The sequence below is a fragment of the Candidatus Woesearchaeota archaeon genome (assembly GCA_020854775.1).
Lineage (GTDB): Archaea > Nanobdellota > Nanobdellia > Woesearchaeales > 21-14-0-10-32-9 > 21-14-0-10-32-9.
On the sequence record JAHKLZ010000046.1, the window covers coordinates 1 to 13,740 of the forward strand.

At 32.5% G+C, this 13,740-nt stretch carries 12 protein-coding genes and 1 pseudogene; 8 read left to right on the plus strand and 5 right to left on the minus strand.

The window, feature by feature from the left end; genetic code table 11:
• Positions 1-274 (plus strand): hypothetical protein (locus KO361_05880; GenBank protein MCC7575093.1); only part of this gene is annotated, 274 nt, incomplete at its 5' end.
• A gap of 94 nt (positions 275-368) precedes the next feature.
• On the opposite strand, the pseudogene KO361_05885 reads toward KO361_05880, so the two are convergent.
• A pseudogene (locus tag KO361_05885) lies at positions 369-1,226 on the minus strand (ORF6N domain-containing protein).
• A gap of 88 nt (positions 1,227-1,314) precedes the next feature.
• Positions 1,315-2,526: a hypothetical protein gene (locus KO361_05890; protein ID MCC7575094.1), complete on the minus strand. Its 1,212-nt coding sequence runs from the start codon at positions 2,524-2,526 to the stop codon at positions 1,315-1,317.
• A gap of 158 nt (positions 2,527-2,684) precedes the next feature.
• Here KO361_05890 and KO361_05895 point away from each other — a divergent pair, with 158 nt between their 5' ends.
• The 3 genes from KO361_05895 to KO361_05905 all read left to right on the plus strand — a co-directional run bounded on the left by KO361_05895 (position 2,685) and on the right by KO361_05905 (position 7,092).
• Positions 2,685-3,836, plus strand: coding sequence for a hypothetical protein (locus KO361_05895; protein MCC7575095.1), 1,152 nt, complete (start codon positions 2,685-2,687; stop codon positions 3,834-3,836).
• A 162-nt stretch (positions 3,837-3,998) separates the two neighbouring features.
• Positions 3,999-4,973: an ABC transporter ATP-binding protein gene (locus KO361_05900; GenBank protein ID MCC7575096.1), complete on the plus strand. Its 975-nt coding sequence runs from the start codon at positions 3,999-4,001 to the stop codon at positions 4,971-4,973.
• Between the two features lies 1 nt (position 4,974).
• The gene (locus KO361_05905; GenBank protein MCC7575097.1) at positions 4,975-7,092 is read left to right on the plus strand and encodes an ABC transporter permease; all 2,118 of its coding nucleotides are present in this window, start codon (positions 4,975-4,977) and stop codon (positions 7,090-7,092) included.
• 45 nt (positions 7,093-7,137) lie between these two features.
• On the opposite strand, the gene pcn is transcribed toward KO361_05905, so the two are convergent.
• Entirely contained in the window at positions 7,138-7,875 is a 738-nt protein-coding gene (gene pcn / locus KO361_05910) for a proliferating cell nuclear antigen (pcna) (protein MCC7575098.1), read from the minus strand.
• 235 nt (positions 7,876-8,110) lie between these two features.
• Here pcn and KO361_05915 point away from each other — a divergent pair, with 235 nt between their 5' ends.
• The 4 genes from KO361_05915 (at position 8,111) to KO361_05930 (ending at position 12,331) form a co-directional block, all read left to right on the plus strand.
• Entirely contained in the window at positions 8,111-9,823 is a 1,713-nt protein-coding gene (locus KO361_05915) for a peptidyl-prolyl cis-trans isomerase (protein MCC7575099.1), read from the plus strand.
• A 101-nt stretch (positions 9,824-9,924) separates the two neighbouring features.
• Positions 9,925-11,178, plus strand: coding sequence for a glycosyltransferase family 2 protein (locus KO361_05920; protein MCC7575100.1), 1,254 nt, complete (start codon positions 9,925-9,927; stop codon positions 11,176-11,178).
• On the plus strand, positions 11,165-11,797 hold the full coding sequence (locus KO361_05925; GenBank protein MCC7575101.1) for a hypothetical protein: 633 nt from the start codon (positions 11,165-11,167) through the stop codon (positions 11,795-11,797). Before KO361_05920 ends, KO361_05925 begins: the two co-directional genes overlap by 14 nt.
• Positions 11,798-11,806: 9 nt before the next feature.
• Complete coding sequence (locus KO361_05930; protein MCC7575102.1) at positions 11,807-12,331, plus strand: hypothetical protein; 525 nt, start codon at positions 11,807-11,809, stop codon at positions 12,329-12,331.
• Here KO361_05930 and KO361_05935 read toward each other — a convergent pair.
• Both KO361_05935 and KO361_05940 read right to left on the minus strand, forming a co-directional pair.
• A complete protein-coding gene (locus KO361_05935; GenBank protein MCC7575103.1) occupies positions 12,328-12,669 on the minus strand; it encodes a hypothetical protein in 342 nt (113 codons plus the stop codon). The two genes, KO361_05930 and KO361_05935, sit on opposite strands and share 4 nt — an antisense overlap.
• On the minus strand, positions 12,662-13,492 hold the full coding sequence (locus KO361_05940) for a hypothetical protein (GenBank protein MCC7575104.1): 831 nt from the start codon (positions 13,490-13,492) through the stop codon (positions 12,662-12,664). Before KO361_05940 ends, KO361_05935 begins: the two co-directional genes overlap by 8 nt.
• Positions 13,493-13,740: the final 248 nt, after the last annotated feature.

Below are 13,740 nucleotides of genomic sequence, written 5' to 3' on the forward strand. Positions count from 1 at the left end.
CGATATAAGTATGGCTGTAAATACTCCTGATGTTAATTTAGAAGAAGGTATTGTAATAGGGTGTGTATACACGCCTCCAGGGGAAACAAGCTTAGTTGCTGTTAGAGAAGAGACTATAGAAGCATCACACGCATTTCAAAACCCTGCAGGAGGAGGAGGTTCTACGAGTTACACAGTTTCAAACGGAGACGAATTCATACTAACAACAGTAACAAGAATGAGAAACCAAATAAAACACAGAACAAGAACAAACTACTCCGAAGGAGAACTATGAATTCAATCTTAATAACATTAAATCAAGATTTAAACTCATCCTAAAAAAAAACAATATTCTCAACTACTACAAAGCAAATAAAAAAAAGAATCTTTTAGCGTACATTATTTAAAATAACATTTAAATCCGTGCTTATTTTAGAAAACGCGAACCACTTCTTACCAAGATCTTTAAATGAAGCACCAAAATGATACAACTCGTCATCAATTATCAAAAATCTATCATGGCTTTTATCAAATTTTTCAATAACTAAACCATTGTGTTGTTGGTTAAACTTTTTCACACCCAACAAAAGTTTTTCTGTCATGTTCTTAGTGTAAATTTTTATTTCAACACATCTTTTTTTATCAGAAAACAACTTCAACGTGTTTTCATCCACGTAGTTATCAAATAAAATAATTCTTTGTTTGGCTTTTTTTATGATATTGGAAACGAATATGAAAGCATTAAACACTTACCCTTCAAAAAATATACCTTGAGAATGTGTTAATTGCTTTTGTTCCATTGCTTCAAAGATTTTATTAAAGTTATTATCATGAACCAGTAATTTCTTGTCTATTTTTTGAAATTTTTCAAACACCTCAAAGTTCTGAGATAAAAAATGACGCATTTCAACAAAAGCACGCATGATCTTAATATTAACTTCAACCGCTTTTTTGCTACGTAAAACTCCAGAGAGCATCGCTACGCCCTGTTCGGTGAAAACAAAAGGTAAATCTTTCCTATGCTGACCCCTACTTTTGTTTAAGGTCGCAAATTGCGACCTTAAAAATTCCTCTTCACTTAATTGAAACATGAAATCCTTAGGGAAACGCTCAACGTTTCTTCTAACTTGCTCATTTAATCTTTTAACATCAGCACCATAAAGTTCTGCTAAATCAGAGTCAAGCATAACTTGTTTACCACGAATACTATGGATTTTGTTTTTCATATCTATAATTAAATCATTCATAAACATAGAGAAATAAAAATTTTTTAATAAGTATTACGAAGAAAAAATCGGAAAATCAACAAAAAAATATTTAAATTTAGAAAAATAATTATTCTGCTCCAAAAATCTTAACGTTATCATCTAAGATGTAATAACCAAAAGTGCCGTGAGTAACAACAGGACAACAAGCATCACTTCTAGTAACAGTACGAGTAGTAAATAAAGGTAAGTGACTATGACACCAAGGATTATCATCATAAAGAGAAGCAAGCCAAGGCTCAAACTGATTCATAAAATTATAAGGACAATACAAAGTATCACAAGGAATAAAATCTACGCAGTTATCCCTACTTTGATCATACCATTGTCCGTAAGGACAACAACGACCAACAGGCTCATCATCAGGATTATCAATCTCACCATAATTACAATAATACGCAAGGCTTACATCAGGATAATTATAGGTATCAGGAAACCCAACAGGCCAAGGATTACTAAAAAAACCAACATCCATATCATACAAGCTATCAGGTCCTAAGCAGTGATCAAAAAACACCACGTTACCAGGCTCACTATTCTCAACATCAACACAATCCAAAGTACGCTGAGCATTACCAGGCACAAGATGAGGATCACACCTCTGAGGCCTAGTACCAATTAAAACATTCGCGTGACACTCAGGGCTTTGACAATCCACCAAGCCATCACCCGTATTATCTATGCCGTCTCGACAATACTCCGTCGGGGCGCAACAGATTCTGTTCTGAAAACTATTAAAATAAGGCAAAAACTCATCGTTACAATCAGCCACGCTTCCCTGATCAGGATTACTAATCTTCAAAACGCACACTTCGTGACTAGCACAACTATTTCCGCTACCCACTACTCTACAAGAACCCGTGAAGCCATGAAACGCTTCACCATTAAAAGACACTGTTTCATTATAAAAACTTACGTGTCCTGAACCATTAACTAGTACTCCTTCTTCTTCGAACAAGAACTCTAAAGGATCAGAAAAATAAAAAGTGGGCTGAGCATCATCCCTGTTTATGACTAAGCGATTATCACAAAAAACTCCGTACGGATAATCTATTACTCCAGGAAACAACTCATTAGAATAATGCGCTTGCATCGAGACGTAACCAGTAAGAACATAACTAGAATTCAACTCATCGAATCGCGCGTGAGAAGTATTAGTTATCGCGTCGTACTCCTCTAATAAACAATCATTCAAAGGTATTCCTTGACCCAGCACTAAGCCAGTCATGAGCATAACAACAACTAACACAAAGACTAATCTTAACCAAAATACCTCTTTCATGTCTTATTCAATAATTGTACTTATTTAAATATTTTTGGTTAAAAAACTCATTTTTAAGTCACAAACAAAAGTACTGGTCACGCGTCATAGTAAACTTTATATATGAACAAAAAAAGCCTTATTATTAAGGGAGAACTCATTAAAAAGGTGAAATAATTATGATAAACATACCAATAGAAGTAATCATAGAAAAAATAACTGAACAAACAGATCTGAAAGAAGAAGAAGTACAAAAAAAAATAGATGCAAAACTAGAACACTTATCTGGATTAATCAGCAAAGAAGGAGCAGCGCACATCGTCGCTAACGAATTAGGAGTTAAACTCATGCAAACAGAAGGAGTCATGAAGATTAAGAGCTTAATGGCGGGCATGAGAGACGTTGAATTAAACTGTAAAGTAATCAGGAAATACGACTTAAGAACTTTTGAAAACGCTAGAGGACAAGGAAAAGTATTCAAATTCTTAGTAGGAGACGACACAGGAGTAACAATGGCTGTTTTGTGGAACGACAAAGCAGACCTAGAAAAAAACTTCAAAGAAAACGACTTAATAAAACTAAAAAACATTAACGTAAGAGACAACAACGGAAGAACCGAGCTTCACCTAGGAGAATCAGGCGAAATAGAAGTTAATCCTGAAGGAGTAAAAATAGAAACACAGAACAATTACGCAGAACCAGAAAGAAAAAAAATCTCTGAACTAAAAGAAGGAGATGACAACGTAGAATTATTCGCTACAGTGGTTCAAGTATTCGACCCTAAGTTCTTCAAAGTTAATAGTGAAGGAAAAAGAATAAAAGAAGAAGAAAACCCAGAAGGATACACTTACGGAGCAGTTCTTAACATATTCGTAGATGACGGCTCAGACAACATAAGAGTAGTATTGTGGAAGAACCAAATAATTAATTTCTTAAACGTAACAGAAGAAGAATTACTAAAATTCAAAGACGCACCAGAATCATTTGACGAATACAAAAACAAGATGCTAGGAGCAATGATGAAATTCATAGGGAGAACAACTAAGAACGAGATGTTCGGAAAAATAGAATTCGTAGCTAACGTAGTGATTTCAGAAGTGAAACCAGAAGACGAAATGAAGAAATTAAAAGAAGAATCAAAAAAAGAAACTGAACACAAAAAAGAAGAAGACAAAGAAGAAATCGTCAAAAAAGAAGAAGAACAAGAAAATAAAGAAGACAAAAAAGAAGAAACAAAAAAAGAACTTGAACACAAAAAAGAAATAAACACTGAAGACGATGACTTATTATCACTAGAAGACATAGAAGAAATCGAAGAAGAAGACATATAACGATTTCGTTGCGGGTTTAACATCTTTTTATTTAAGTCAAAAAAAAAAACAAAACAAAAATCAGAAGAAACCTTAACTACTAAGAAATAAAAACAAAAACCAAGATTATTAGACGACAAATTAATAATAAAGTTTAAAAACTAACACGATTCTTACAACATAATGCCGGACCCGTTAATAACAGTAGAAAAACTAGGAAAAAGCTTCGGAAGAAAAAAAATACTATCGAGCGTATCCTTCGAAGTAAAACCAGGAGAAATAATAGGACTAATAGGCGCGAGTGGCTCAGGAAAAACAACACTACTAAACATGATGATAGGCTTCATAAGCCCAGATACAGGAGACGTAAAATACAAAGAACCACAAATGATAGCTGACAAACCAATATACAACTCGGTTTTTAAACAACAAAAAAAATTCAAAAACATATACGGATTCGCCGCGCAACTACCAAGCTTCTACGAAAAACTAACAGTAAAAGAAAACCTGTACTACTTCGGAGAACTATACGGATTATCAAGAGAAGTACTAAGATCAAACGTGGACTCACTACTAAAACTAATCGACCTAGAAACAGCATCAAACCAACTAGGAAAAAACCTATCAGGAGGAATGGAAAGAAGACTAGATATAGCATGCGCCCTAATACACAACCCCCAAGTCCTAATAATGGACGAACCAACATCCGACTTAGACCCATTACTAAGGAGAAGCATCTGGGCACTAATAAAACAAATAAACAACAAAGGAACAACAGTCATAATATCCAGTCATCACTTAAACGAACTAGAAACACTATGTGACAGAATAGCAATAATAAAAGACGGAACACTACTAGACATAGCAACACCATCGGAACTAAAAACAAGATACTTAAAACACCACGAAATAAGAATAGAATCCCACCCAGGAAACTACAAAGAATTAGAAAAGAACTTATCAAAAAAATTCTCAAAAGAAATCATAAGAACAGAACAAAGAGGAGGAGAACTAGTACTATTCTGCGAAGACCACAAAAACCTACTAAACCAATTAGTAAAAGAAATAGAAAAAAACAACGAAAAAATAATAGAACTAAAACTAGTAAAACCAAGCCTGAACCAAGTGTTCATAAACCTAAACATACAAAGAGAATAAAATGAAACTACTAAGATCAATACAAAAAAACCTAAAAATACTAGCCAGATCAAAAGGCTCAGCACTAGTAGTACTACTAGCACCACTAATAATAGTATTCATAATAGGACTAGGATTCATGGACAACCCAGAACTAAAACTAAACATAGGAACACACGTAAAAGAACCAACAGACCTAACAACGAGATACATACAATCATTCAACACAACAGAACACAACATAATAATGTACGAAACAGAACAACAATGCGTCTCATCAATAAGAGACGGAATAACAGTGATGTGCGTAGTATTCTCAGAAGACTTCGAAATAAGAGATGAAGCAAAAAATGAACTAACATTCTACGTAGACGAATCAAGAATAAACCTCGTAGACAGATTAATATCATCATTCTCAACAACGATGGGAACAGAATCATCAGACATAAGCGAAGAACTAGCAGAACAACTAATAAACATAATAGAAGTATCATACAAACAAGCACAAGATAGCTTAGCACTAACAATAATAAACAGAGCACAAATAAACAACGCAAACACACAAACAAGCACAGCACTAAACACAATAACAGACATGGACACAAAAAAAGAAAGCATTAACTTACTAACACTAGAAGCAAGAATGGAAGACGTAGAAGACGACTTCGTAGAACTAAGAGCTAGAGCAACAGACGCAGTAAACAAAGCCAAAAACATAATACCAATACTAGAAGAAGAAGGAGGAACAAACGTAACAGAATTCATATCATCACTAAACAACTTAAACACAACACTAAACAACGAAGACCTACTAAAAAACCTAAACGACTTAGAAAAAGCAGTAAACTCATTATCAATAAGCATAAACAAACTAACAGAAAGAATAGAAAAAGCAGGAACAGCAAAAACAACCACGACCAATAACCTAAACGAAATAAACAACGCATTAGAAACAATAACAACAAACACAGACCAAATAAAAACAAAACAAGAACAAATACTAACAGAAATAGAATCCTTCGAATTAAGATCAGCAAGAAGCATAACAAGCCCAATAACAACAAAAATAGAATCAGTATCCGCACCAAGCAACAGATTAACCTACTCGTTCTCATACTTATTAACACTAGCAATACTATTCATAGGACTAATGCTATCAAGCACCCTAGTGTTCATGGAAAAAGACTCAAAATCATTCTTCAGAAACTTCACGACACCAACAACACAAAAATACTTCACCTTCATAAATTATTTAACAGCACTAATAATAATAATAATACAAACACTACTAATACTAGCAATCGCTCACTTCACCCTAAACGTACCAATACTAACAAACCCAGAAGTAACCATGGCGTTCCTATTCATAGGAATAACACTATTCATAACCATAGGACTACTAATAGGAACACTAGCAAGCACATCAGAAGCAGTAACAATGAGCACAATAGTAATAGGATCAGTATTAATGTTCTTATCAAACCTAATACTGCCACTAGAAACACTCTCACCAATAATGAGCAAAATAGCAGAACTAAACCCATACGTAATAGTATCAGAAGGAATAAGAAAAGCAATGCTGTTCGGAGCAGGATTCGAACAACTATACTCAGACCTAATAATACTAATGTCATACACCGCGATACTAATAACAATAATGATAGTAATAAACCAAATAGGATTCAAACACTACTTAGCATCAAGAAGACACAAAAAGAACCTACTAATAACAGAACCAGAAAACCTAACAATAGAAATAAAAGGAACAATAACACAAATAAGAAACACAGAAGAACTACTAAAAACACTAAAAAAAATGACGCAAGAAGACTACGAAAAAATAACTAAACCAAAAAACCAAATAACTTTCTGGCTAAAACAAACACTAAAACAAAAAGCACTAGCAAGAAAAATAAAAAACAAAACACTAACAGAAACAATAAACAAAATAGAACAATACCTGAACCAAGAAAAACAAAAACAAGAAAAAAAGAAACACAAACAACAAAAAAAACAACAAAAGAAACAAGAAGCAAAAACTAAAAACAAACAAGAACCACACAATAAAAAAGAAGAACACAAAAAAGAAGAACCACAAAAAACACCAGAAACAGAACCAACCTACTCAGAATACAAATAAACCAAAAAAAAATAATTCTAAAAAAAAAAATAATTAAGAAATCAACTAATCATTATCAACCCTAGGCGCAAGAATAAAACTAAGACTAAGCTTATCTTTCTCTGCGAACTCAAGAGTCAAAGGATAATCATTACTAAACTTCAAAACAACAGTAGAAACAAGCTTACCACCCTGAATCATCTTCTTCAAATACTCAATACTATACTTACTCTTCTCAACATCCTCAGAAGTAATAGAAACAGTATCATCCCTACCAATAACAACATCAGCATTCTTCAAATCACCAGTAGCAGAAACAGTCAAACTATTCTTCTCAGCAATAAAAGTAACACTCTCACTAACAATATCCACGTCCTCAATAGCCTCACTAAGAACAGAACTAGGCAAAGACACAACGGCCTTAGCATTCAACTGAGGAACCTTCTGAGGCTTATCCTCCAAATCAATCAAAGGCAAATAAAAAGTCCTAGTATTCTTCTCTTTAAGAATAACCTTCAACTTATTATCAGTCTTCTCCAAAGTAAGAACATCATTAGGCTTAGCCCTACGAAGAACCTGCTTAAAACTCGCCAAATTCATAGCCAAAACAGTCTCCTCAGAAACAACGTACTCCGCGAAACTATTACTAGGCATCCTAAAAATAACCATAGCGACATTCGCAGGATCCATAGCGATAATCTCAACAAAATCCTTCCCAACACGGAACTTCGTCTCCGTAACTAAATCAGAAATAATAGATATACTCTCCTTTAATAACTTAGGTTCTGCTAATGTAAGTCTCATTTATAACCACCTAACAAACGTAAAAAGAAGTGCATTTATATAATTTTTCTTTACAAAACCCAAAAAAAGCACCAGAGAAGATTTGTTACCATTACGAAATTGGTTCAAAACGATAGTTTTAAAAAAAACAAAAACCTCACCTATTAATAATTTAATCTTTGAACCAAAAAAATCAAAGAAAAAAATAAGGATTAAGCAAATAACGCTTAAAAATTAAACGTGAGGGTGAAACATCATGAAAGAAGATGAATACATAGATCTTGATAAAATAAACGTTGTTCCAAAAGAAGGAGAAACACCAGGTCTTTCAAAAGAACAAAACCAAACAGAAAAACAAGAACTAAAACAAGAAAATAAAGAAAAACCAAAAGAAGACAAAAAAGAAACAAAGAAAGTAATTAAAAAGAAGAAAACAACTAAAAAACCAAAAACAACTAAAACAACCACGAAACAAAAAAAATCTTCTAAAACAAAAAAGAAAAAATCAAACAATAAACCACTATACTTCTTAATAGGAATAATAATGCTAGCAATACTAGTAATAGTAATAGCAACAACTTTCTCAAAAAACGCAGAAACAAAAGAAGACAAAGTACTAATGCTAGTAAACGGAGAACCAATAAACGAACAAGAAGTAAAAACAAGAGCTGACTGGCTAAGACTACTAAACGGAATACCAATAACTGATGAACAAGCACTAGAACTAACAATAGACACAGAACTACTATACCAAGAAGCAAAAAAACAAAACATGACAATAACAGAACAAGAACTAGATGAACTATTCTGGGACATGGCTATGAGTATAGACCTAACACAACAAGAACTAATAGAATACATAGAAGGATTCGGAGTAAATTACGAAATGCTAAGAGTAGTATTCAAAAAAGAACTAATGGCGAGACAAGTATTAGAACAAGAAATATACGAAAAAGAAGTAACAGAAGAAGAACTAAAAAAATACTACGAAGAAAACAAACAAAAATTTGCATACGAAGAATTCGCAGTAGTAAAACACATACAAATAAACTTTGACAACAAAACAGAAGAAGAAACATACAAAGAAGCACAAAGAATAATGCAAGAAATAAACGAAAACAAAACGAACTTCTGCGAACTAGTAAAAGAACACTCAGACGAATGGACAACATCCAGCACATGCGGAGAATACTTCATAGAAACAAACTTCACACACATGGACGAATTATTCACAGAATCATTAAAACTAGAAGATGACGAAGTAGCAATAATAAAAACAATAGACGGCTATCACGTGACCTGGAGAGAAAAAACAATCCCCGCAGGAATAAGCACATTCGAAGAAATAAAAGAAGTACTAGAATCAATGCTAATAGAAGAAAGCATTGAACAAATATACCTAGAACTACTAGAAAGACTAACAGAAGAAGCAAACATAGACTACTTCACAGAAATAGAAGAACAAACAATAGAAATAGACCTCGAAGAATTATTCGAAGAACTAGAAGAAATAGTTGAAACAACCGAAGAAACAATCGAGGAAGTCGTAGAAGAACAACCAATAATAGAAGAAACAACAAATGAAACAATCGAAGAAGTAGAAGAAGAAATAGTTGAAGAAGCTGAAGAACAAGAACTAACAATAACATACGTAGAATCAGAACAACCAGTCTCAGAAGATACAAGAAAACTAAGACTAGCAAAATGCTTAACAGAGAAAGGAGCAAAAATGTACAACACGTACTGGAGCCCAGACGGAAAAAAACAAGCAGAACTATTCGGAGAATACTTCGAACACGTAATAACAATAGAATGTGACGCAAAAGGAACAAACCCAAAACTCGCAGAATGTAAAAACATCCTGAAAAAAGAATACCCAACTTACCCAACATGGCTAATAAACGGACAACTAATAGAAGGATACCAAAACCTAAACAACTTAGCGAGAATCTCAGGGTGCACATACTAAATCTTTTTTTCTTTTTTTTCTTTTTTTTTTCACAAATAACAAAAACATTTTTAACTAAAGAAAGCTTCTTAAATAACCAACAACGAAGGAGACCCAAAAAAATGAACTTCGGAGAAATACTAATATACACAGCCACATTCATAAGCATATATACTACTGTGTACTTCTTCTTAACACTACTCGAACACAGAAAAAACATAACAAAAAACACGAAACTAAAAAAATATCCAAGCGTAACAATAATAATACCAGCATACAACGAAGAAAAAACACTAGCGGGAACAGTAGACTCAGTACTAAACCTAGACTACCCGAAAAACAAACTAAAAATAATAATAGTAGATGACGGAAGCACAGACAAAACAGCGGAAATAGGAAGAAAATACGCTGAACAACCAAACATAGACTTCTACACAAAAACAAACGGCGGAAAACACACCGCGCTAAACCTAGCAATAGACAAAACAAACACAGAATACATAGGATCACTAGACGCAGACTCCTTCGTAGATAACCAAGCACTAAAAAGAATCATGGCATACTTCGAAGACGACAAAAACATCATGGCGGTAACACCATCCATGAAAATACACAATCCACAAACAATACTACAACACATACAAAGAACAGAATTCCTAATAGGAATACTACTAAGAAAAGTATTCTCATTCCTAGAATCAATACACGTCACACCAGGACCATTCACAATATACAAAAAAGAATTCTTCAAAAAACACGGATACTACAGAAAAGCACACCAAACAGAAGACATAGAAATAGCACTAAGAATGCAATCAAAAAACTTCAGAATAGAAAACTGCGTCAACGCATACGTATACACACACGGACCAAAAAAATTCACCCCGCTAAGAAAACAAAGACTCAGATGGTACACAGGATTCCTAGGAAACGTTATAGATTACAGAGAATTATTCAGAAGAGAACACGGAACACTAGGACTATTCGTATTACCAATGTCACTAATATCAGTAGGAATGGTAATAATCCTAGGCATATACGCGATATACAAATTCCTAGAAACAAGCTACAAAACCCTGAATAATTACATAGCAATAAACTTCGACATACTAAACCTAAAATGGTTCTCATTCGAAACATTCTACATAAGCACGAAACCAATAGCGATACTAGGACTACTAGGACTAATATTATCACTAATACTAATAATAATCACAAAAAAAATATCAAAAGAAAAACAAAGCGTAGTAAAATCATACATATACTTCGTATTGTTCTACTGGATACTCTTCGGGTACTGGTGGGCAATCTCAATAATAAGCAAAATAAGAAAGAAAAAAATAGAATGGAGCCACAAATCAAATGAAAAGAACTAAAAAAATGGATTGGGCAAAACACGCCGCGGTACTATCAATAACAGTACTAGTATTCTTCACAGGAATACTACTAGGAACACTACTAAACAAAAACAAACTAGACAACGTAAAAGAAATAAGTGAAGAACTAAGACTAAGCACGATGAGCTCAGAAGTAGAATTCGCAATACTAGCAGAGAACCCTTGCGCAATAGAAGACCTAGGATTCCTAAGTGATGACTTACACGAATTATCAATGAAAGTAGAATACATGGAGAACCAACTAGGAAGCAAAAACAAAGACGTACAAGAACTCAAGAATTTTTACTCAATAATACAACTAAGACACTGGGTACTAATGACGAAAATAAAAGAACAATGCGAAACAGAAGTAACAAACATAGTTTACTTATACTCAAACGAAGGAGATTGTAAAGAATGCGCAGACCAAGGATTCATACTAAGTTATCTAAAAAGAACAGAGAAAGTAAACATATACAGCGTAGACATAAACATAAATAACAACGCAGTAAGAACACTAAAACAAGTATACAACGTAAAAACCGCGCCTACACTAATAATAAACCAAGAAAAACACGAAGAATTCAAAACACTGAACCAACTAAAAGAACTAATCTAATTCTTAAAAATGCCAACAAAAAAATACAACAAAATAAGAATCACAGGAGGAAGCGGATCAGGAAAAACATATCTGGGCAAAAAAATATCTGAACAAACAAAAACACCTTTAACATCCCTAGATGAAGTAGCATATGATTTCTCAAAAACCACGAAGTTCGACCACAAAAAACCAGAACAAGAAATAAAAAACGAAATCAAAAAAATTCTAAAACAAAAAAAATGGCTAATAGAAGGAGGATACTATAAACTAACAAAAAAAACATACGAAGACGCAGACCTAATAATATACTTAAAACCAACCCTAACAAAAAGAATAATAAACACAACAAAAAGATTCATACAAAGAAAAAAACAAGGAAAAAACGAAGGACTAAAAAATTTCACGAAACTAACAAGATACAACATAACAACAAAAAACAAATGGCAAAAACAAAGACCAAAACTATTCCAAGAACAATACAAAAACAAAATAAAATTCTTCAAAAACGCAGAAGACGCACACGAATGGTTCAACAAACAACAAAAAAACTAACTTTTATAATAACTACTCTTTTTGAAACCCAATTCTTTTCTCTTCTTATCATAAGCTAAATGCTCACTTAAAATTAATTCAACAAAATCAGAATTTTGTCGCTTAATCAAAACAGCTCGCTTACTATTACCAATTTTTCTAAAAAAAACATACAAATCTTTAAACTCTCTTTTAGGAGGAACACTACCTAAAATATTTCCTGTCTTACAATTTTTAATCCAAGAAATAAAATCTTCAAACATACCACCTTTTAAAGAAAGAACATGTTTATCAAAATCCTTATTAAAAACAACATCTTCTCCTAAAACAGCAGTTATTAACTTTTTAATATCAGCCATGAATTAAACCTTCATAAACAGTTTTATAATGAACAAGATGAGAAACATTACTCTCAGAATTTATAGCATTAGAAAGAGATTTTAAATAATTCAATACTTCAACGTACAAATACTTCTTAGAAAATAAACAATTACAAACATCAATAAAGTACTTATCAATCTCAAATATTTCCAATTCAAAAACAATTTTCTTTAATTGTTCAGGACTAATAACATTTTTATTAACAAAATATTCATGAAAAAAAACTAAATCCCTAACTGCTTCTCTCTTTTTATCATGCTCTTTAATTTGTATATAAGATTCATGATACAAAGACATTAATTCATACAAAAAAGGCTTTTTTAAAGTAACACTTCTAGAATTATTAAAATTAGAAACAGAAACTTTCGCAACAGATTGAAAAATCGCATCAGACAATTTTTTCTCAGTCAAATAAATAATGTGCAAATTATCTTTAAATTCTTCTTTATAACCTTTATTCCTAATAATAAAAACATCAATATCATTATAAGTATCAGAAAATAAAAAAGAACCACCAACAAAGACTTTTTCGTTCTTAAAAGAAGAAATAATTCTTTTAGCTTCATCAATCCTAGAAGAAATAACATTTCCTCTAATAAAAAAATCTTTTTTTTCATCATACAAAAATTCTAAAGCTTTAACTTTTTTAGCAATGGATGTATACAAAGATTTCTTTTCAGAATTAGACATATTGATTTTACTTAAATATTTTTTAATCGCTTCAAACTGTTTAACAGTGAAAATACTAGGAACAAACAAATCTTTTTCACAAATAATTCTTTTTAATAAAATCTTATTCATATACCTTTGAAAGTAATAATTGTTTATAAATATTGTTATTTTTAATAGAAAATATTATGATTTGTTCGAAAAATCTCCGAAAAAAATAATATAAGAATAAACTAGGTGCTTCGCTTAGTCTCACTCCGTTTTCTTAATGAGTTCAACAACAGCCTCAAAGTGATTGCACCAGAAAGCTCGTGCACGTCTTGCTAGTGTGAGACATGCGCTTCGCTTAGTCTCACTCCGTTTTCTTAATGAGTTCAACA

Excerpts from the sequence above, each read along its gene's own strand:
- KO361_05925 (MCC7575101.1), top strand. The coding sequence starts at position 11,165 with ATGAAAAGAACTAAAAAAATGGATTGGGCAAAACACGCCGCGGTACTA.
- KO361_05920 (MCC7575100.1), top strand. The coding sequence starts at position 9,925 with ATGAACTTCGGAGAAATACTAATATACACAGCCACATTCATAAGCATA.
- KO361_05890 (MCC7575094.1), bottom strand. The coding sequence starts at position 2,526 with ATGAAAGAGGTATTTTGGTTAAGATTAGTCTTTGTGTTAGTTGTTGTT.
- pcn (MCC7575098.1), bottom strand. The coding sequence starts at position 7,875 with ATGAGACTTACATTAGCAGAACCTAAGTTATTAAAGGAGAGTATATCT.
- KO361_05940 (MCC7575104.1), bottom strand. The coding sequence starts at position 13,492 with ATGAATAAGATTTTATTAAAAAGAATTATTTGTGAAAAAGATTTGTTT.
- KO361_05900 (MCC7575096.1), top strand. The coding sequence starts at position 3,999 with ATGCCGGACCCGTTAATAACAGTAGAAAAACTAGGAAAAAGCTTCGGA.
- KO361_05895 (MCC7575095.1), top strand. The coding sequence starts at position 2,685 with ATGATAAACATACCAATAGAAGTAATCATAGAAAAAATAACTGAACAA.
- KO361_05915 (MCC7575099.1), top strand. The coding sequence starts at position 8,111 with ATGAAAGAAGATGAATACATAGATCTTGATAAAATAAACGTTGTTCCA.
- KO361_05935 (MCC7575103.1), bottom strand. The coding sequence starts at position 12,669 with ATGGCTGATATTAAAAAGTTAATAACTGCTGTTTTAGGAGAAGATGTT.
- KO361_05905 (MCC7575097.1), top strand. The coding sequence starts at position 4,975 with ATGAAACTACTAAGATCAATACAAAAAAACCTAAAAATACTAGCCAGA.
- KO361_05930 (MCC7575102.1), top strand. The coding sequence starts at position 11,807 with ATGCCAACAAAAAAATACAACAAAATAAGAATCACAGGAGGAAGCGGA.